This window comes from Denitromonas ohlonensis, assembly GCF_007625205.1.
In the GTDB taxonomy this organism is placed as follows: domain Bacteria; phylum Pseudomonadota; class Gammaproteobacteria; order Burkholderiales; family Rhodocyclaceae; genus Nitrogeniibacter; species Nitrogeniibacter ohlonensis.
Window position 1 is genome coordinate 129,889 of record NZ_VMNI01000006.1, and the last position, 20,597, is coordinate 150,485.

17 protein-coding genes are annotated in these 20,597 nt (G+C 64.1%); 12 read left to right on the plus strand and 5 right to left on the minus strand.

Annotated elements, in window-relative coordinates; all coding sequences use genetic code 11:
* Position 1: 1 nt before the first annotated feature.
* Positions 2-1,816 (plus strand): ABCB family ABC transporter ATP-binding protein/permease, encoded by a 1,815-nt coding sequence (locus tag FHP89_RS06065; RefSeq protein ID WP_144175306.1) that lies wholly within the window; start codon positions 2-4, stop codon positions 1,814-1,816.
* A gap of 278 nt (positions 1,817-2,094) precedes the next feature.
* Here FHP89_RS06065 and xdp1 read toward each other — a convergent pair whose 3' ends face one another.
* Positions 2,095-2,871, minus strand: coding sequence for an exosortase-dependent surface protein XDP1 (gene xdp1, locus FHP89_RS06070; RefSeq protein WP_186300227.1), 777 nt, complete (start codon positions 2,869-2,871; stop codon positions 2,095-2,097).
* Positions 2,872-3,008: 137 nt separating this feature from the next.
* A complete protein-coding gene (prsT, locus tag FHP89_RS06075) occupies positions 3,009-5,816 on the minus strand; it encodes an XrtA/PEP-CTERM system TPR-repeat protein PrsT (protein ID WP_186300226.1) in 2,808 nt (935 codons plus the stop codon).
* 173 nt (positions 5,817-5,989) lie between these two features.
* Here prsT and FHP89_RS06080 point away from each other — a divergent pair, with 173 nt between their 5' ends.
* From FHP89_RS06080 to FHP89_RS06090, 3 genes are all read left to right on the plus strand, one after another.
* Entirely contained in the window at positions 5,990-7,735 is a 1,746-nt protein-coding gene (locus FHP89_RS06080) for a cation:proton antiporter domain-containing protein (protein ID WP_144175300.1), read from the plus strand.
* Positions 7,736-7,826: 91 nt separating this feature from the next.
* Positions 7,827-8,726, plus strand: a complete 900-nt coding sequence (locus FHP89_RS06085; RefSeq protein ID WP_222105324.1) for a glutamate/aspartate ABC transporter substrate-binding protein — start codon at positions 7,827-7,829, stop codon at positions 8,724-8,726.
* Positions 8,726-9,700, plus strand: coding sequence for an asparaginase (locus FHP89_RS06090; protein ID WP_144175298.1), 975 nt, complete (start codon positions 8,726-8,728; stop codon positions 9,698-9,700). Before FHP89_RS06085 ends, FHP89_RS06090 begins: the two co-directional genes overlap by 1 nt.
* A 13-nt stretch (positions 9,701-9,713) precedes the next feature.
* On the opposite strand, the gene cysB is transcribed toward FHP89_RS06090, so the two are convergent.
* On the minus strand, positions 9,714-10,655 hold the full coding sequence (cysB, locus tag FHP89_RS06095; protein WP_144175294.1) for an HTH-type transcriptional regulator CysB: 942 nt from the start codon (positions 10,653-10,655) through the stop codon (positions 9,714-9,716).
* A gap of 143 nt (positions 10,656-10,798) precedes the next feature.
* On the opposite strand from cysB, the gene FHP89_RS06100 reads away from it, so the two are divergent.
* The 8 genes from FHP89_RS06100 (at position 10,799) to FHP89_RS06130 (ending at position 17,796) form a co-directional block, all read left to right on the plus strand.
* Complete coding sequence (locus FHP89_RS06100) at positions 10,799-11,578, plus strand: sulfite exporter TauE/SafE family protein (protein ID WP_144175292.1); 780 nt, start codon at positions 10,799-10,801, stop codon at positions 11,576-11,578.
* 11 nt (positions 11,579-11,589) lie between these two features.
* The gene (locus FHP89_RS06105; RefSeq protein ID WP_144175290.1) at positions 11,590-13,275 is read left to right on the plus strand and encodes a nitrite/sulfite reductase; all 1,686 of its coding nucleotides are present in this window, start codon (positions 11,590-11,592) and stop codon (positions 13,273-13,275) included.
* A complete protein-coding gene (locus FHP89_RS06110; RefSeq protein WP_144175288.1) occupies positions 13,268-13,792 on the plus strand; it encodes a DUF934 domain-containing protein in 525 nt (174 codons plus the stop codon). The genes FHP89_RS06105 and FHP89_RS06110 overlap by 8 nt, the downstream gene beginning before the upstream one ends.
* On the plus strand, positions 13,789-14,556 hold the full coding sequence (locus tag FHP89_RS06115; protein ID WP_144175286.1) for a phosphoadenylyl-sulfate reductase: 768 nt from the start codon (positions 13,789-13,791) through the stop codon (positions 14,554-14,556). Before FHP89_RS06110 ends, FHP89_RS06115 begins: the two co-directional genes overlap by 4 nt.
* Before the next feature lie 24 nt (positions 14,557-14,580).
* Positions 14,581-14,703 carry a hypothetical protein gene (locus FHP89_RS21160; protein ID WP_260851498.1) on the plus strand — a complete coding sequence of 41 codons (123 nt, stop codon included), beginning with the start codon at positions 14,581-14,583 and terminating at the stop codon, positions 14,701-14,703.
* Between the two features lie 8 nt (positions 14,704-14,711).
* On the plus strand, positions 14,712-15,626 hold the full coding sequence (gene cysD / locus FHP89_RS06120; protein WP_144175284.1) for a sulfate adenylyltransferase subunit CysD: 915 nt from the start codon (positions 14,712-14,714) through the stop codon (positions 15,624-15,626).
* A gap of 101 nt (positions 15,627-15,727) precedes the next feature.
* Positions 15,728-17,008 (plus strand): sulfate adenylyltransferase subunit CysN, encoded by a 1,281-nt coding sequence (gene cysN, locus FHP89_RS06125; RefSeq protein WP_144175282.1) that lies wholly within the window; start codon positions 15,728-15,730, stop codon positions 17,006-17,008.
* Positions 17,009-17,361: 353 nt separating this feature from the next.
* A complete protein-coding gene (locus tag FHP89_RS06130; protein ID WP_144175280.1) occupies positions 17,362-17,796 on the plus strand; it encodes a CBS domain-containing protein in 435 nt (144 codons plus the stop codon).
* A gap of 93 nt (positions 17,797-17,889) precedes the next feature.
* On the opposite strand, the gene FHP89_RS06135 is transcribed toward FHP89_RS06130, so the two are convergent.
* Together FHP89_RS06135 and FHP89_RS06140 are read right to left on the minus strand one after the other, a co-directional pair.
* Positions 17,890-18,201, minus strand: coding sequence for a DUF2853 family protein (locus FHP89_RS06135; RefSeq protein WP_144175273.1), 312 nt, complete (start codon positions 18,199-18,201; stop codon positions 17,890-17,892).
* A gap of 129 nt (positions 18,202-18,330) precedes the next feature.
* Positions 18,331-20,460, minus strand: a complete 2,130-nt coding sequence (locus FHP89_RS06140; RefSeq protein ID WP_144175269.1) for an AsmA family protein — start codon at positions 20,458-20,460, stop codon at positions 18,331-18,333.
* Positions 20,461-20,597: the final 137 nt, after the last annotated feature.

Below are 20,597 nucleotides of genomic sequence, written 5' to 3' on the forward strand. Positions count from 1 at the left end.
CATGCGACGACACCCGCAAGGCGCCCTGCCCGAGCCGGCCACCGGCCAGCGCCATGATCTGACCACCATCAAAACGCTGCTCCCCTACCTGTGGAGCTACAAGGGGCGCGTGTTTCTCGCGCTGGCCTGCCTGCTCGGCGCCAAGGTCGCCAACGTCGGCGTGCCCATCGTCTTCAAGCACATGGTCGATGCGCTGTCGATCACGCCGGAGCAGGCTTTCATCGTGGTGCCCGCGGCCTTGGTCATGGCCTACGGCGCGCTGCGCTTCATGACCTCGATGCTGACCGAACTGCGCGAGCTGATCTTCGCCCGCGTCACCCAGCAGGCGGTGCGTAACATCTCGCTTCAGGTCTTCCGCCACCTGCACGCACTATCGCTGCGCTTCCACCTCGAACGCCAGACCGGCGGGCTGACCCGCGACATCGAACGCGGCACCCGCTCGATCGGCTCGCTGATCAGCTACACGCTGTACAGCATCCTGCCCACGCTGGTCGAAGTCGGGCTGGTGATCGGCATTCTGTATGTGAACTACGATCCAATCTTCTCAATCATCACCGCCGTTGCGCTCACGCTCTACATCAGCTTCACGGTCAAGATCACCAACTGGCGCACCGCCTTGCGCCGCAAGGCCAACGAGCTCGACTCGGCCGCCAACGCCCGCGCCATCGACAGCCTGCTCAACTTCGAAACGGTGAAGTACTTCAACAATGAAGAGTTCGAAGCCCGCCGCTACGACGACCAGCTGCGCCAATGGGCCGACGCGCAAATCAAGAACCAGCTCTCGCTGTCGGGGCTCAACATCGGCCAGGCCGCGATCATCGCCATCGCGGTCACCAGCATGCTGTGGCAGGCCTCCATCCGTGTCGTCGATGGCAGCATGACGCTCGGCGACATCGTGCTGGTCAATGCCTACATGCTGCAGCTCTACATCCCGCTCAACTTCCTCGGCGTGATCTACCGCGAAATCCGCCAGGCCCTCACCGACATCGAGCGCATGTTCGGCCTGCTCAACCAGCCCCGCGAAATCGCCGACAAGCCCAACGCCAGCAGCCTCGCCGCTGACAACGCCACGGTGCGCTTCGAAAAAGTCAGCTTCGCCTACGATCCGGCCCGGCAGATTCTGTTTGAGGTGGACTTCGAGATCCCGGCGGGCAAGACGGTTGCCGTGGTCGGGCACTCCGGCTCGGGCAAGTCCACCCTCGGCCGGCTGCTGTTCCGCTTCTATGATGTGACCGGCGGGCGCATCACCATCAATGGCACCGACATCCGTGACCTGCAACAAGACAGCCTGCGTCAGGCCATCGGTATCGTGCCGCAGGACACCGTGCTGTTCAACGACACGCTGCGCTACAACATCCAGTACGGCCGCCCCGAGGCCGCCGACGGCCTGATCGACACCGCCGCCGCGGCGGCCCAGCTCACCGACTTCATCGGTCGTCTGCCCAATGGCTACGAAGCCCGCGTCGGCGAACGCGGCCTCAAACTCTCGGGTGGCGAAAAGCAGCGCGTGGCGATTGCCCGCGCGCTGCTCAAAGACCCTGCCATACTGATCTTCGACGAAGCCACCTCGGCGCTCGACTCACGCACCGAAAAAGCCATCCAGGCTCAGATCGACCTCGCTGCCCGCGGCCGCACCGCGCTGATCATCGCGCACCGCCTGTCCACCATCGCTCACGCTGACGAAATCCTGGTCCTTGACCAGGGCCACATCGTCGAACGCGGCCGACACCACGCCCTGCTCGCCGCCAACGGCGCCTATGCGCAAATGTGGCGGCTGCAGCAACAGGAAGCCAGCGAAGCGGATAGCGCGAAATAGCGGGCGTTCAACGCCTGTCTCAGAACGCTTCCGGTGAGGTTTGGTAGGGTGGTCAGCTTCGCTGCCCACCAAGCGGTGGCTATTGTTGGTGGGCAGCGAAGCTGACCACCCTACGGCCACCCGTACGCGCTTCGGATGGGTCGGCACATTGCGGATTTGTGCGCGCGCCAAAGGCTCAGACGCGCACGCGCGGAAAAGCCTCGTCGCCGCGATCCGCCCCTCAAATACAAAGACGGCGCCCGAAGGCGCCGTTCAAAGGACGGAGTTGAGTCGCCAGATTACTTACGACGGCGACGCAGTCCGATGACACCCAGCAGGCCAAGACCGGCCAGTGCCAAAGAACCCGGTTCGGGGACGCCGGTGCCCGGCGTACCGCCGCAGACACCACCGTTTGCGCCGCCCGCAGCAGTGCAGATCGTGCCTTTTGCGGCGTAAAGCTTCATGTAGTCATTGCCGGCGTAGTTGGAGCCACCGCCGTTGAACGCCGGGTTGAAGGCGCCAACCAGCCAATGAGACGAATACACCGCGGTGCCAGTGCTTGCCCAGTTCGTGCCAGGATTGTACAGATCGGAAATGCTCGTCCAGCCATTGGATACCAAGCTGGCGTAGGTGCCGCCCGTCAGCGTCGGCGTACCGGAGCCGACATAGGCGAGTATCGACATGTCGGAATCGCCGCTATACCAGTCGTTGCGGACATTCGTCAGATTGATGGCTTTGCTGAAAGACAGCAGGATCGAGTCGTAACGATCGTCGTTGTCCATGGCGTGCTCGGGGTTGCTTCCCTCACCAGCATCACCATTACCCGCATCGTAGTTCTTGACGCCCAGGCCACCGCCGTAAGACTTCAGGTAGGCACTCTCGATCTGGGTGTTTGCGCTGCCGACCGTGTTGGCCCATGCCGAAGCGGTGACATTGACGCCGCCGCTGCTATAGGTCAGGGAGCTGTAATCAGCATCACCAGACTGGTCGCTGAATGTCCAGGTCGTTGCGGCCATCGCCGGCAGGGCGGCCATCAGGCCTGCAGCCACCAACATGTGCTTGAAAGTCTTGTTCATGTGTCTCTCCCGGCTAAATCTGTTGTCGAGGTACATATAGCAATCCACGTGCCAGACAACAATTTTCCTTACCAATCAATGAACTATAAATATTTCAGAAATCGCTCCGCAAAAAAGCGTCAGATTTGTCGACACTTTTACTGACCAATTTTTTGTTGCAAGGCGCGTGCGTCTTCAACACCAGGAAAGCGTCCGCCATCGGCCAGGGCGTCGAGCAACTCCTTGCGCGCTTCGGCCGTCCGGCCGCTCTGGTGCAGCGCTTGCGCGAGATGGTAGCGAACCTCACGATTCTGGGGGGCGCGCAACCGCGCTTCGCGAAGCAGGCCCAGCGCGCCGTCGACATCGCCCGTATTCAGCTTGATCCAGCCGACGGTATCAATCACCAGCGGATCCTGGGGCGCGAGGGCGCGGGCCTTCTCGGCAGTGGCGAGCGCGGCGGGGTCCTTTAGCGCCAGCTGAACAATGGCAAGATTGTTGAGCAGGTCAACACTGGCAGCGTCGCTACCCAGCATGGCAACCAGGTTGCCGCGCGCATCCGCCCACAGTCCGGCCTGCATTTGCAGTTCGGTCAATGCACGGCGAACATCCATCGACGGCGCGCGCCCGACTTCCGCTTGCAACGCTTTCCGGGCCGCACCCGCCTGCCCCGCACTGAAAAGGGCGCGGGCCAGATTCAAGGCTGACGACGCAGACGGCGCTTTGCGATAGGCGCGCTGATAGGCCGAAATCGCCTGCCTGGTGTCACCAGATGCCAGTGCCGTGGCCGCTTCGAGGCTCGCCACGTCCGCCGCCTCCGGGTCGGCTTTGCGCAGCGCATCAAGCAGCTTGCGCGCCTGGGCGACATCCTTCTGCATCAGCGCGATCTCCACCGCCAGCGTTTGCGCAGGGCGGTAGTCGGTGACGACGGTGAGCGCCTTTTGCACGTTGTAGCTCGCTTCGTCCGGGAAACCCGCCTCCAGTTGCAGCCGCCCGATACGCACCTGGGCTTCTGGCTCGAACTCCGCCAGACGCGTCATGTCGCGAAAGGTCAGGCGCGCGGCGTTGGCGTCGCCCGCGGCCAGATAGGCCTGACCCAGCACGGCCTGAACACTGAGGTCTTGCGGATGGCGCAAGCCGACTTCCTTGGCTGCAGACAGGGCCAGGCTGGGCTGTCGTGTCGCCGACAAGGCTTCGACCAGCGCCAGACCGGCGCGTGGGTCATCAGGGTTCTTGGCGGTCGCCGTCCGCAACCATTCAATCGCCTCTTTCATCTGCCCGCCCCGCTGGGCGAGCATCCCCAGCTCGTACATGACCCGCGCATCATCCTTGCGCTGCTTCAATAGCGTAGTCAAACGTTGTTTGGCGGCGTCGAGCTTGCCTTCCTGCGCATCGACCCGCGCCAGATTGAGCAATGCCGGTACAAACTCGGGGTCGCGTGCCAACACTTCTTCATAGGCCTTGCGTGCGCCAGCAACATCACCCGACGCGGCACGAATGGCGCCCAGCAGATTGAGCGCCGACAGATTGTCGCGGCCATTCTTGACCAGGGTTTCGGCGACCTGGATCGCCTTGTCGGTCATGCCCTGCCGCATATAGATGGAGGTCAGCACCATGCCAACCGCACCATTGCGCGGATCGGCCGCGAAAGCACGCTCCAGGCTGGTCGCCCCTTCTTCGGCCTGACCACCGCCAATCAGGCTATAGCCCAGCGCCGCCTGAATCTGTGCATCATCTTTGAGCACGTCGGCCGCGCGCTCCAGATACTCGGTCGCGCGACGATAGCGTTTGTCCGACAGGTTGGCCCGCCCCGCCAGCAACAAGGCCTGCGGATCGTCCGGGCGCAGCCTGAGTACCGGCTCAATGGTGCTCAAGGTCCGCGCGCTGTCGTTCTCGCCCATATAGATACTGGCCAGCAGCTTGCGGGCGCCGAGATTGCGCGAGTACCGGTTGATCAGGCTGTCCAGATAGCTCTTCGCCTTCTCCGGCACCCCCAGTCCGTGGTGCGCCAAGGCGCCAAGCATGAGTAACTGTTCGCGGGCGTTCACATATTCGGTCGGCAAGGTGTCGACCAGACGAGTCACTTCGGTGAGCGCCTTGTGTACCCCCTCGGCATCACCGCGGCGTCCCGCAAGCACGGCGCGCAGATAGGCCGACCGCGGCTCCACCTGGACATGCTCAGCCAGGTAATCCAGATCCTTTTGCGCCTCAGCATTGCGCTGAAGATCAACCAGCAGCGCCGCGCGTGCGACACGTGCGTCGACATAGGTCTCCTCCACCGCCAGCGCCTGTTGATAGTCGCTCAGCGCGGCCTCCAGGTTACCCCGCGCATGGTGGAGTGAAGCCCGCAAATTCCAGGCCCGGGCATCCTTCGGCGCCAGACTGATGGCGCGCTCCACACCATCCTGCGCGGCCGTGAAGTCGCGCTGCAGAAGCAGAAAAGGCACGAGAGACAAATAGGGTCGAACCGAGTTGGGATCGGCATCGGTGGCCGCCTTGAAGCTGCGGCGTGCGGCGTCAGCATCGCCCTCATCGGCGTGAGCCGTGCCGCGCATGGAAAGCACCTCGACCAAAGCGTCGCGGCGCAGCCCATCGGGCTGAACATCGCGCAGCAACTCTTTGGTCCGCCCAAGCGCGAGCAGCAGCTCGCCACGTGGCACGGCGATTTCACTGGGACTCACTCCCAGCTTCAGGGCCTCGCTCAAGGCCGCCTCCGCCGCCGGCAACTCGGTCTGTTTGAGCAGCGCCCGCCCCAGCAGCACATGCGCCGACAGCAGCCTATTGTTTTGCTGTAGCGCGTTCTTGAGCTGGATGACGGCGCCGGCCGTGTCGCCCTTTTCGAAACGGGCGAGACCGTCTTCGTAGAAGGCGGCCGCTTTCCCGGCATCAGCCAGGACGGGCAGCGAGAAGGCGAAAGCGATCACGGCGAGGCCGTGGCGCAAGGTGTGGGCGCGAGAAGCGTTTGGCATGAAGCCGCCCGATGAGAAGTCAGCTTTGTCGGTCATCCCGCGAGTATAGAGCGCAGCTTCGCACGAGGACTGTGACATCTTTTGGGTGCGGACCGATTGGCTGACTCGGCGGCTCAGGTGCGGCGCGGAAATCCGTTAAACTGGAGTCGCGTTTTCCAGGAGCCTCCCCACGTATGACCGCCCATGAAGGCTTGCCGCATCTTCGCGAGCTGATCCTTTTCCTGTGTCTGTCCGGCGTGCTGATTCCGCTGCTGCAGCGGCGCAACATCAACCCGGTGCTGGGCTTTCTGGCCATGGGCACGCTGGTGGGGCCGTATGGCCTGGGGCGTCTGGTGGAATACTGGCCATGGCTGGAGCCGCTGACCTTCCCGCGCGTGGAAGACGTGGCGGTGTTCGCCGAACTGGGCGTGATCTTCCTGATGTTCATGATCGGTCTCGAGATGTCCATCGACCGGCTCTGGGCCTTGCGGCGATGGGTGTTTGGCGTGGGCGCCTTGCAGGTGGGGCTGTCGGCGGCGGTGATCGGCGGCCTGGCCTATGTGTTCGGCAATCCGGTCGAGGCATCGGTCATCCTCGGTCTGGTACTGGCGTTCTCGTCGACCGCCGTGGTGATGCAGTTGCTGAGTTTTCGGCGCGAGCTGGGCACCCCACTGGGGCAGGCGAGCTTTTCGCTGCTGCTGTTTCAGGATCTGGCCGTGGTGCCGCTGCTGGTGCTGGTCGGCCTGCTGGGTCAGCATGGCGACGGCAGCTTTGCCCTGCAGATGGGCCAGGCCGCGCTCAAAGGCGTGTTCACCATCGGAGCGATCTATCTGATTGGCCGGCGCGTGGTGCAGCCGGTGTTTCACCACCTCGCCGCCAACCAGCAATCCGACACCTTCATGGCGCTGACCCTGCTGGTGTCACTCGGGGTGGCGGCGCTGACCTGGGCAGCGGGCCTGTCGATGGCGATGGGCGCGCTACTGGCCGGGCTGATCATCGCTGAAACCGAATTCCGCCACGCGGTCGAAGTGACCATCGAGCCCTTCAAGGGCTTGCTGATGGGCTTGTTCTTCATGTCGGTGGGTATGGGCATTGACCTCACCGAGTTGCTCAGCCGGCCGGTGTGGCTGCCGCTGTCGGTGATCGGGCTGGTGCTGGCCAAGGGCCTGATCATCGCGGCGCTGTTCCGGATCTTTGGTCTGTCGACGGGTCGCTCGCTCGAAGGCGGCTTTCTGCTCGGTGCCGGCGGTGAATTCGCGTTCATCGTCATTGGCATGGCCTTGAGCTTTCAGCTGCTGCCGCGTGACGTCGCGCAGTTCATGTTGCTGGTGGTCGGTTTGAGCATGCTGGCCACGCCGTTACTCGCGCGCCTTGGCCAAACCCTGGGCAACGCCATTGACCGGCGCAGCGGCCAGCACGCGTCGGCGATGCAGATCAGCGACCCCGAGGCAATGCGCAACCATGTCATTCTTGCCGGCTTCGGCCGGGTCGGTCAGTTGGTGGGCGAGATGCTGTCGGAGCTTGGCGTTGCGTATTGCGCCATCGAGTCCAATCCCACCCTGGTCGCCCGCTATCGCGCCCGCGGGCTGCCGGTGGTGTTTGGCGACGCGAGCAATCCGGAGATGCTGCGGCGCCTGCATCTGGACCGTGCCGGGGCGGTGATCCTGACCATGGATCAGACCGCGCCCGCCATCCACGCCGTTCGCGGCTTGCGCTCCATGTCACCGGACATTCCGGTGCTTGCCCGGGCCCGCGACGAGAAGCACGCGCTGGCCTTGCGCGAGGCCGGCGCCAACGTGGTCATCCCTGAAACACTGGAGTCCAGCCTGCAACTGGCCGCCGGGGCCCTGGCCCGGCTGGGCGTGCCTGACGAGGCGGCGCGCATGATGCTCGACCGCGTGCGTGACAATCGCACCCACCCGCTACGCAACACTTCATGACCTTTCCATCGCGTACACCGTGCCCAGCGCGGTCGTCAGTGACGGCGACTCAGGGCACAATACCGCCTTTGCCAGTTCGCGAGAGCCACCTGTGATCCGACAAGGCCTGCTGATTCTCCTCACCGCTTTTGCCGCAGTTGGCGCCCACGCCGACACCTCGCCCAGCGTCGATGACACGCTGACCGCCATCCGCGAGCATGGCGCCGTCCGGCTGGGCCATCGCCTGTCGTCCATCCCCTTCTCCTATCTCGACGAAAAGGGTCAGGTGGTCGGCTATTCGCACGAGCTGGCACTGAAGATCGTCGACGCCATCCGTCAGCGCCTCGGCAACCCCAAGCTGCCGGTCGAACTGGTGCCGATCACCTCCGGCAACCGCTTCCGCCTGATCCACAAGGGCGAGATCGATTTCGAGTGTGGCTCGACCACGCACAACTCCGAGCGCGCCAAGCGGGTGAGCTTTTCCAACACCATCTTCGTCATCGGCACCCGCCTGCTGACCCGCCGCGACTCGGGCATTGCCGACTTCAACGATCTCAACGCCAAGCGCGTGGTCACCACGGCCAGCACCACCTCCGAGCACCTGCTGCGGCAAATGAAGGAAGAGCGTCAGATCGACCTGACCCTGATCACCGCGCGCGATCACGGCGAGAGCTTTCTCACGCTGGAGACCGGTCGCGCCGACGCCTTCATGCTCGACGATGCCCTGCTCTATGGCGAGCGCGCCAAATCGCTTCGCCCGGCCGACTGGGTGGTGACCGGCACGCCGCGCTCCTTCGAGGCCTACGGCTGCATGCTTCGCAAGGGCGATCAAGCCATGAAGAAACTGATCGACGACACGCTCACCCAGCTCATGACCTCCGGCGAGGCCGAGCGCATCTACACGCGCTGGTTCATGGCGCCCATTCCGCCCAAGCAGCTGAACCTCAACTTTCCGCTCTCCGACAGCATGCGCGCGCTGTTTCTCGAGCCCAACGACAGGCCCTTCCAGTGATGTCCACGACGCCGCGACTAACCCTGATCACCACCGGCGGCACCATCGCCGGCCAGGCGGCCAGTGCGGCCGACACCACGGGCTACACGGCGGGCGCGCTGGATCCGTCCGCGCTCATTGCCGCCGTGCCCGGCTTGACTGACCTCGCTCAACTGCGAGCCGACGCGCTGTTCTCCATCGATAGCAAAGACATGAGCCCGGCGCACTGGCTGACACTGCTCGCTCGCGTGCGGCATCACCTGGCGCAGGCAGAATGCGACGGTGTGGTCATCACCCACGGCACCGACACGCTCGAAGAAACCGCCTTTTTCCTGCACCTGACGACCCCGCCCGGCAAACCGATCGTCCTGACCGCCGCCATGCGTCCGGCCAGCGCGCTGTCGGCTGACGGGCCGATGAATCTGTATCAGGCCGTCGCTGTCGCCGCGCACGCATCCAGTGCGAATCAAGGCGTTCTGGTGGTGGTGAACGGACACATCTTCGCCGCCGCCGACATCGTCAAGACCGACACCCAGGCCCTCGACGCCATCGCCGCGCCCGCGCGCGGCCCGCTCGGTGCGGCACAACCGGTGCAGTTCTACCATCCGGCTGCGCTCACACAGGCCGGTTGCGTGAGCGCCGATGCGCTGGCGGGTCAGACCGGGCTGCCCCGCGTCGACATTCTTTACGTCGCCGCTGGCTGCGACCCGGACCTGCTCACCGCCGCCATCGAACGCGGCGCCCAAGGCATCGTCCTCGCCCTGCCCGGCAATGGCAGCCTGCCTGTGAACTGGGCACGCGCCGCGCTCGCCGCCCAGACGCTGGGCGTGGCGGTCATTCGCTCGACCCGCGTCGCCCATGGCCGGGTCGCCCACGCGGCCGACGCCGCCGTGCCCGCGGCCAGCGGAGCGCTCAACCCGGCCAAGGCGCGTATCGCGCTGATGCTGGCGCTCGCCATCGGCACGCCCGAGCTCAGCGCGCGTCTCTTCACCTGAGCGACGCCAGCGCTTACAGCCCGGGGTCGGTCCCGCCGCCAGCCCGCGCAGCCTCCACCACATGCCGGTTCAGCGCCGGCGCAAACAGCTCGACAAACGCATAGATATAGCCGCGCAACCACACATTGCGGCGAATGCCGATGCGCGTGGTGCTCGACTCGAACAAATGGCCCGCGTCGTTCATGCCCAACCCTTTGTCCATCAGCGGATCAAAGGCCATGCTGGCCACGATGCCGATGCCCAGGCCCATGCGCACATAAGTCTTGATCACGTCCGAGTCGATGGCGGTGAGCACCACATTCGGCTTCAGCCCACGGCCCAGAAACGCCTTGTTCATCTGGCCGCGCCCGGTAAACGCCGAGTCGTAGGTGATGATCGGCCAGCGCGCGATCTCTTCCAGACTCAGCGGCCTGGCCTTGAGAATGGGGTGATCGGACGGGGCGACCACGCCGCGATTCCACTGGTAGCACGGCAGCATCACCAGATCGGGATAGTCCGAGATCGCTTCGGTGGCAATCACCAGATCCGCATCGCCCGACAGCACCATGTCGCAAACCTGACTCGGGCTGCCCTGGTGCAACTCCAGGCGCACCTTGGGATAGCGGCGGGTAAACTCGGCAATCACCTTGGGCAGCTTGTAGCGCGCCTGGGTGTGGGTGGTGGCAATCGACAGCCGCCCCTGCCCCTCGTTGCGAAACTCCTCGCCCACCCGGTGCAGGTTGTCGGCATCGGCCAGTACCCGGCGCGCGATGTTCAGCATCTCGCGGCCCGGCTCGGTCACATCGACAATCCGCTTGCCGTGGCGCACAAAGATCGCCACGCCCAGCTCCTCCTCCAGCGCCCGGATCTGCTTGGATACCCCCGGCTGCGAGGTAAACAAGGTCTCGGCCGCTTCCGACACGTTCAGTCCGTTGCGATCGACTTCAACGATGTAGCGCAATTGCTGGAAATTCACGATCACCGCTCCGGTTTGCCGTCCAGATGCCTCAGTCGCACGGCAGTCTAAATAACTTTTGATTATTTAAGTTTAACCCACTGCCCCTGTTCCGATCTATCCGCAATCCGTACGATGCAATGCAACATTACAGGTTGGATTCCATGGACTTTGCCTACACCATCGCCGGATTTGCCGTTGGCGCCGTCGTCGGACTCACCGGCGTGGGCGGCGGTTCGCTGATGACGCCCTTGCTGGTGCTGATGTTCGGCATTCACCCCTCGGTGGCCGTGGGCACCGACCTGCTCTACGCCGCCATCACCAAGGCCGGTGGCACGCTGGCCCATAGCCTGAAGGGCTCGGTGGATTGGCAGATCACCCGAACCCTGGCAACCGGCAGCATCCCGGCGGCGCTGATCACCCTGTGGGCGGTGCATCGTTACGCCCCCGGCGGCATGGGCGGCGCCACGCATGTGATCACCTTTGCGCTCGGCGTGGCGCTGGTGCTGACCGCCGTGGCCATCGTGTTCCGGACTCGCATTCAAGCGTTTTCGTCGCGGGTGATGGGCAACACCCCGAACCCGGTGCGCACCCGCAATCTCACCATTGCCACCGGCGCCGTGCTTGGCGTGCTGGTATCGATTTCATCGGTCGGCGCCGGTGCGCTGGGTGTGACGGCCTTGTTCTTTCTGTATCCTGCGCTGCCTTCGCTGCGCATCGTCGGCTCCGACATCGCGCATGCGGTGCCGCTCACGGCCGTGGCCGGCATGGGCCACTGGGCGCTGGGCACGGTTGACTGGGCATTGCTCGGCAGCCTGTTGATCGGTTCCTTGCCCGGTATCTGGCTTGGCAGCCATGTTTCAGCGCGGGTCCCCGACCGCGTTCTGCGTCCGATCCTGGCCAGCACTCTGGTGCTGGTGGGCGCAAAAATGATTACTCACTGAGAGAAAACAATATGTATCGCTACGACGATTACGATCAGCAGTTGGTGGATGAGCGCGTCGCGCAATTCACCGACCAGACGCGCCGCTACTTCGCCGGCGAACTGACCGAAGAAGAGTTCCTGCCGCTGCGCCTGCAGAACGGCATCTACATCCAGCGGCACGCACCGATGCTGCGTCTGGCGATCCCGTACGGCAACCTGCGCGCCGACCAGGTCCGCATGTACGGCCACATCGCCCGCACCTACGACCGCGGCTACGGCCACTTCACCACGCGCCACAACATGCAGTTCAACTGGTGCGAGCTGGAGAAAATGCCCGAGATCCTCGCCAAACTGGCCACCGTGCAACTGCACGCCATCCAGACCTCGGGCAACTGCATCCGCAACACCTCGACCGACCCCTTCGCCGGCGTCGCCGAAGACGAGCGCATCGACCCGCGCCCGTGGTGCGAGCTGATCCGCCAGTGGAGCACCTTCCACCCCGAGTTCGCCTACCTGCCGCGCAAGTTCAAGATCGCCGTCAATGGTGCCGAAGAAGACCGCGCCGTCATCCGCTGCCATGACATCGGCCTCGAGCTGGTCAAGAACGAGGCCGGCGAGACGGGCTTCCGCATTTTTGTCGGCGGCGGCCTCGGCCGCACTCCGATCATCGGTGAAGAGATTGCCAGCTTTGTGCCCTGGCAGCATCTGCTCACCTATTGCGAATCGATCCTGCGGGTGTACAACCGCTTCGGCCGCCGAGACAACAAGTTCAAGGCGCGCATCAAGATCATCGTCAAATCGCTGGGCGTCGACGAGTTCCGCCGGCGCGTCGAGGCCGATTGGGCCCACTTCAAAGACGGCCCGAGCACGCTGACCCAGCAAGAACTCGACCGCGTCGCCGCCTGTTTTGTCGACCCCGACTACAAGATGCTGCCGAAAACCGACGCCGGCTATGTGCAGGCACAGGCCGACAGCAAGCCCTTTGCGGCCTGGGTCAAGCGCAATGTGCGCGGCCACAAGCGGCCGGGCTACGCCAGCGTGGTGCTGTCGCTGAAAAAAACCGGCGTGCCGCCGGGCGATGTCACTGACACCCAGCTCGACCTGATCGCCGATCTGGCCGACCGCTACAGCTTCGGCGAAGTGCGCATCACCCACGAGCAGAACGTGGTCCTCGCCGACGTCGAGCAGTCCGCCCTGTTCGCCCTCTGGGAACAGGCCCGCGCCGGCGGCCTGGCGACGCCGAACATCGGTCTGCTGACCGACATGATCTGCTGCCCGGGCGGCGATTTCTGCAGCCTCGCCAACGCCAAGTCGATCCCCATCGCCGAGGCCGTGCAGCGCCGCTTCGACGACCTCGACTACCTGCACGACATCGGCGAACTGGAGCTCAACATCTCCGGCTGCATGAACGCCTGTGGCCACCACCACGTCGGCCACATCGGCATTCTCGGCGTCGATAAGAACGGCGAGGAGTGGTACCAGATCACCATCGGCGGGCGTCAGGGCAACCTGACCCATCTCGGCAAAGTGATCGGCCCGTCCTTCGCCGCCGCCGACGTGCCCGACGTGATCGAGACCCTCGTCAACACCTACGTTGCGCATCGCCACGAGGGCGAGCGCTTTATCGACACCGTGCATCGCATCGGTGCCGACCCGTTCAAGCAAGCCGTGTATGGCGACAAGACGCCGGCACAAAGGAAGGTAGCCAATGGCTAAGCTCATCAAGAACCAGCAGATCCTCGACGACACCTGGCAGGTGCTGACGCTGGACGACGGCGCCGATGCGGCGACCGTTGCCGTGCCCGCCGGCCAATGGATCGTCCCGCTCGCCGTGTGGCAGGCCCAGCCGGCACTTGCCGCGCGCGGCGATGTCGCCCCCCTGCTCGATGGCGCCGACGACCCGGCCGACCTCGCCGATCAGCTCGGCACGCTGTCGCTGGTGGCGGTGAACTTCCCGCGCTTTGCCGATGGTCGCGGCTACTCGATCGCCACCTTGCTGCGCAGCCGCTACGGCTACACCGGCGAGTTGCGGGCGATCGGTGACGTGTTGCGCGATCAGTTCAACTACTTCACCCGCTGCGGTTTCGATGCCCTGCAGCCGCCGGTCGGCAAGTACACCGACGCCCAGCTCGACGCCGCGCTGGCCAGCCTGAAGGACTTCACCGACCCCTATCAGGCCTCCGCCACCTTCCGCGATCCGCTGTTCCGTCGCCACGCGAGGCGCGCCGCATGAGCACCGTGTCGCCCCTTCGCCCCGCCGCCGGCAACCCGGCAACCCGGCCGGCGCTGACCGATGCGCAGCGGACCGCCGTGGCCACTAAGTCTGACGAAGCGCTGGCGCTGCTGCAGGCCGCCGTCGCCGAGTTCGGCGCCGAGGGCCAGCTGACCTTCGCCAACAGCTTCGGCGCAGAAGACATGGTGCTGACCGACCTGATCCTGAAAAACAGTCTGCCGATCGAGATCTTCTCGCTCGACACCGGCCGCCTGCCCGCCGAAACCTACGCCCTGATGGGCGAGGTGGAGTCGCGCTACCACACCAAGTTGAAGGTGTTCTTCCCCGACACCGCCGCCGTGGAAGCCTATGTGCGCGGCGAGGGCATCAACGCCTTTTACGACTCGATGGACTTGCGCAAGCGCTGCTGCCACATCCGCAAGGTCGAGCCGCTGGGCCGCGCACTGGCTGGCAAAAAGGCCTGGATCACCGGCCTGCGGGCCGCCCAGGCCGCCACGCGCACCGATCTGCCAACCCGCGCCTTTGACGCCAACAATGGCCTCGAAAAGCTCAACCCGCTGGCCGCCTGGTCGGAAAGCGATGTGTGGGCCTACATCCGTATCGAGAACGTGCCCTACAACGCCCTGCACGATCAGTTCTACCCGAGCATTGGCTGCGCGCCCTGTACCCGCGCCGTCGCCCTCGGCGAAGACGTCCGCGCCGGTCGCTGGTGGTGGGAAGACCCCACCGCCAAGGAATGCGGCCTGCACGTCAAGAAGTCCTGAGCCCACTCACAGGAGGATGACCCCATGCCCAAGGCACATCATCTGAACCCCTCACTGAGCCACACGCTTGTGCTGCGCCTCGCCGCGCTGCGCGCCGGCCTGCGTGCCGCGATCCGCGCCCTGCTCGCCCGAAACACGCACCACTGAGACTCTTCATGACCACGCTCACCCAACAAACGCTCTCTCATCTCGACTGGCTCGAAGCCGAAGCCATCCACATCATGCGTGAGGTGGCCGGCCAGTGCAGCAGCCCGGTGCTGCTGTTCTCCGGCGGCAAGGATTCGGTATGCATGCTGCGCATCGCCGAAAAGGCGTTCCGCCCGGGGCGCTTTCCCTTCCCGCTGATGCACATCGACACCGGCCACAACTACCCGGAAGTCATCGCCTTTCGCGACAAGCGCGCCGCCGAGCTGGGCGAGCGCCTGATCGTGCGTTCACTCGAAGACTCCATGGCCCGCGGCAGCATCGTGCTCAAGCATGAGCACGAATCGCGCAACAAGCACCAGTCGGTAACCTTGCTGGAGGCCATCGAAGAATTCGGCTTCGACGCGTGCATCGGCGGCGCCCGCCGCGACGAAGAAAAGGCGCGCGCCAAAGAGCGGATCATGAGCTTCCGCGACGAGTTCGGTCAGTGGGACCCGAAGAACCAGCGCCCCGAACTGTGGAACCTCTACAACGCGCGCTCGCACAAGGGCGAGAACATCCGCTCGTTCCCGATCAGCAATTGGACCGAGCTCGACGTGTGGCAGTACATCCAGCGCGAGCAGCTTGAACTGCCGTCAATCTACTTTGCCCACACCCGCCCCGTGGTGCGCAAGGGCGACCTGCTGATGCCTGTCACCGATCTCACCCCGGCCAAACCGGGTGACACAGTCGAAGACGTGATGGTGCGCTTCCGCACCGTCGGCGATGTGAGCTGCACCGCACCGGTTGAATCGGACGCCGACACGGTCGACAAGATCCTCGCCGAAACCGCGACCACCACCATCACCGAGCGCGGCGCCACGCGCATGGACGACCAGACCTCCGAGGCGTCCATGGAGCAGCGCAAGAAAGAAGGCTACTTCTGAAGGGCGAGTGATTGGTTATTGGGGATGGGTCATTGGACCGATCGCCAACGCCGTCGCCCCCTTCGAATCACCCATCACTCATCACGAATTACGGAAAAGACATGTCCGCACTCGAACACCTGCCCGGAATCGACAACGGCCTGCTGCGCTTTCTGACCTGCGGCAGCGTCGATGACGGCAAGAGCACCCTGATCGGCCGTCTGCTGTTCGACAGCAAGACCATCCTCGCCGACACGCTCAACGCCATGGAAAAGACCTCGGCCAAGCGCGGCATGACCGCCGTCGACCTCTCCCTGCTCACCGACGGCCTGCAAGCCGAGCGCGAGCAAGGCATCACCATCGACGTGGCCTACCGCTACTTCTCCACCGGCACGCGCAAATACATCATCGCCGACGCGCCGGGCCACGAGCAGTACACCCGCAACATGGTCACCGCCGCCTCGACCGCCAACCTGGCGATCATCCTGATCGACGCGCGCAAAGGCATGCTCAACCAGACCCGACGCCACTCGACGCTCGCCCACCTGCTTGGCATTCCGCACCTGCTGGTGGCGATCAACAAGATGGATCTGGTTGATTACGACCAGGCCACCTACGAGAACATCAAGGCCGAATATCTCAAGTTCGCCCACAAGATGGGCCTCAAGGATGTGCGCTTCATTCCGCTGTCGGCGCTGTCCGGCGACATGGTGGTCGACCGCGGCGAGCGCATGCCCTGGTACGAAGGCCCGACGCTCATCAACATCCTCGAAACCGCGCCCGCCGCCCACACCGAGCGCCCCGAAGCCTTCCGCTTCCCGGTGCAATACGTGTGCCGCCCGCAAGACTCCGCCAACCCGGCACTGCACGACTACCGCGGCTTCATGGGCCGGGTCGAGTCCGGCGAGATCGCCGTCGGCGACGCGGTCACCGTGTTGCCTAACGGGCTCACCAGCCGGGTCAAGGCCATCGAAATCGGCGGCCAGAAAATCGAACGCGCGATCCACGAGCAATCGGTCACCCTGCTGCTCGACGACGAGATCGACACCTCGCGCGGCGACATGATCGTCAAAAGCGCCGAAGCCCCCGAGGCCGTCAAACAGATCGACGCCAACGTGTGCTGGATGGCCGAAGCCCCGATGTCGCCGGCGCGCACCTACCTCATTCGCCACACCTCGCGCGAAGTGAAGGCCAAGATCGCCAAAATCGATTACCGCCTCGACATCAACACCATGGAACACGAGTCGGTCGACACCCTGGCAATGAACGACATCGCCCGCCTCACCCTCAAGCTCGCCCAACCGATCTTCGCCGACCCCTATCGCAGCAACCGCGCGACCGGCGCCTTCATCATCATCGATGAATCGACCAACAACACGGTCGGCGCCGGCATGATCGTCTGATCGCAGCTCGCGATGGACACAAAAGGCCATGCCCCGCATGGCCTTTTTCTTGCCCGAAAAGCGCCCCATGACGGTGCGACACGCCTTGAAAGCACCACCATGACGCATCCTTTTCACCCGCGTCAGTCGCTGCACTGCAATGTACTTTTCCGCGACAACGTCGGCATTTCCTGCCTGAACAGGGATCATTCAACCTGTGCGGCGCAACATGATTTTCTCTCGTCGACTGGCACGAAAGACGCTTAGTTTTCCCTGCCCCAAGACTTTCACAGGCGGTAGCAAAGACCTGACAGCCTGCCGGCACGGGTATTCAGCTCGACATATCGTCATTCATGATCGACAAGGAGAGACACATGCACGCACGTCCCATTCACCAAGTGATGCACACACACGGCTTCCTCGTGGTGGCACCCGACACCCCGGTGCTTGAGGTTGTCTGCCAGATGGCCAAAGCCAGGCTCAGCGCGGCGCTGATCGCCGAGCATGGCGTCTTGACCGGCATCTTCACCGAACAGGACGCCACCTTCCGGGTGCTTGGCGCCGGCCTCGACGCCAAGACCACGCCGGTGTCGGATGCGATGACTCACAACCCGATCACAAGCACGCCTCACCAGCCCTTCGGGCATGCGCTGCACATGATGTACGAGGGCGGCTTCCGCCATCTTCCGATCGTGGACGCCAACCGCAAACCCGTCGGCATGGTCAGCAGCAAGGACGCGCTCAGCCTTGAGGCGGTTGAACTTCAGCAAGAACTCGTACGGCGCGAAGAGATCACGGTCATCCTCTGACGCGCCTCGATAAGGTCGACAAAAAAACGCACCCCGAAAGGTGCGTTTTTCTTTGCTTCGCCGTCGCCGCGCCAGCGCGGCCGACGGGCTGGCTCAGGCCAGCTTGCCCAGCGTACCGGTAGCTTCGGCCAGCAGGTAGTAGAAGGTGACGCGGCTCTTTTGATTCACGCCCTTCATCTTCTCGCATACCTTGGCGATGCCGGCATCGGCGGCATCCGGCTCGAGTTCCAGTTTTTTCTTGGCGAATCCGTCACGCACCCGATCCAGCTCTGCCTTGTCGGACGCCGACACGAGAGAAGAATCCTTGTTACGCAGCGCAATGCCGCAGTACTTCACGATCTTGTCCACAACCGCAGCATCCGCCTTGGGTGCAAATTTCTGTACGTCAGCCAAATAATCGCTCATCGTCCAACCTCCTTGTCATGAATGCACTACTAAGCGCTCCAAAACTAACATGATCCTGCGCCGAATGGCGCACGCAACCCAGCCAACATGGCATTCTTGACAAAATTACCCAAATTCAGCGTTTCGCGTTTATCGAAACAAGCCGCCCAGACCTTTCTTCAACTCTTCCTTGATCTGATCCTTCGCCTTTTCGCGCACCGCCTCCACCTTCTCTTTGACTGCGGCCTTTTCCTGTTCGAGCCGGCCCTGCAGCGCACCGGCCAGCAAGGCCTCGGTGTCGAGCGCGTACTTGGGCTCGGAAAAGCTGCCGGTGATATGCACCGGCACCGTCACGTTCCTGACCTTGTCCAACGACTTGCCGCCTTGCCCGGTCAGGGTGCCAACGAGCGAGGTTTCTATCCGGTAGTCGATCGCTTCGCTGAGCAGATTGGCCGTCCCGGCGCCACCCACACGCAACAGCGGCGAGCGCATTGCCAGGTCATCGTTGCGAGCCACGCCGCCGCCGAGCACGACGCTCGCTTTGAGATCCGAAAAGTCGGTCTGGGCCGGGCCGCTGGCTTGCTCCGCCTTCTGCCCCGTCAATTGCGCCTGCGCTTCGCGCAAAAACTGAGCCACATTGACGCCTTTGACCGCGCCATCGAGCACGGCCAGCGTCGTGGTGCCGGCGAGGCTGCGCTTGAGCGTGGGCGCATCCAGCCCGCTGCCTTTCAGGTCGAAGCCCACGCGTGCGCGCCCGGTCAGTTTCTCCGGCTTGCCGGTCAGGTCACGCAGCAGCGGACCGATCTGTACGTCGGTCACGCCACCACCGACCGTCAGGGCCGGCGTTTTGGGACGAACGTCGACACTCACCTGGCTGTCGAGCCGGCCGTCATATAGCGCGGCCTTGGGGGTGACTTCGATTCGCCCGCCCGCGGCCTTGATCCCCACATCCACCGCACTGGCCTGCAATCCGCTCAGCTTAAGCTTTCCAATCCGGACACGGCCCGCCGCATCCAGGGTACGCAGCCCCCCGGTCGCCGCGGGCGCGGCGGCCGGATCATTGGCAGGTGCGCTGCCCGTCGCGGCCGCACTGCCATTGGCCGCAGTGGGCGGCAGGTAGCTGTCGACATCCAGCGCATCGAGCGACACGTCAAAGCGCAAGGCACTTTTCGCCAGATCGGCGACTTCAAGCCGGCCAGTCATCTTGCTGTCGTCCAAGGTGGCATTCAGATCGCTCAGGGCGATGCGCGTGGGCGTGGCGGTAAGTACCGCCTTGATCGCAGCGCGCTTGAGACGCTCCGGGTTCGCGGTGCGCGGCGCCTCGATATTCAAGCGCGCCAGTAACTCGCGAGGATTCAGGCCCTCGAGCACCACCGGCCCGGTCAATGCCATGGCGTCCATCAGGCCCGTGCCTTCGAGCGCGCCGGTGAGCGCCACATCATAGGCTTTCAAGGAGAGCCCCTTGACGGACAGGGTGCCCTGACCCAGGTCCGCCACCACATCCGCCATCAGCCCCGCATCCACGCGCCCGCCGGGGATGCCTGCGCCATCGGCTTTGAACCCCGCCCGCAGGCCAGCCAGGCTGTAGCGCTTGGCGGCCAGATCGAGCGAGGCCTTTGCGCTGAGCGAAAACCGCCCTTGTATCGCCGGCTCACTCGCCGAAAAGCTGGCGCCCAGGTCGATATTGAAGGGCACGCCGGGCGCGATTTCGCCGGTCTGGATGTCCACATCGCTGAGGCTGTGCTTTGCCTGTGTCGCTTCGTCTTCCCAGCGGATCACCGCATCCTGGATATCCACGCCGCCCACCGCGAGCGCAGACGGATGTCCCCCTGACGCCTCACCCGGCCCTGCGCCGTTCGCGTCGCGAGCCGCCTCCGGCTCGACCAGATCGTCCCAGTTGGTTTTTCCGTCAGCCCGGCGCTCAAGGCTCAGTTGCAGACCTTTGAGCACCACGCGATCGACGGCGACTTCCTTGCGCAGCAAGGGCAGCAGCTTGACCCGCGCCTCGGCCGCGGTCAGCGCGGCGAACGGCCGATCCGAAAACCCCGGGGCATTGCCGAGTTCGGCCGCCCCCAGTTCGAAGCCAAGCCAGGGAAACACCGACAATTTCATCTCGCCAGACAGGGTCAGCTGACGACCGGTCTGCTCGGCCACCAGTTCGCTGAGCCGGTCGCGGTAGTCATTGGCATCAAACACAAAGGCCAGGTACGCCGCCAAGGCGGCCATGAGCACCACTACCAACAGGCCGAGGCCCACCACAATGCGCAACGCAGATTTCATCGAGTATCCATTTCTTGAGCGGAATGCCGTGCGACTCAGGCTATCAGCCCACTCGGGACGTCACAAGCGCAGTCACGACGCATTTACCCATCCTTACGAAATCCGTCGGCAGTCCCGTCATCAGGTGCGCGAGGCGT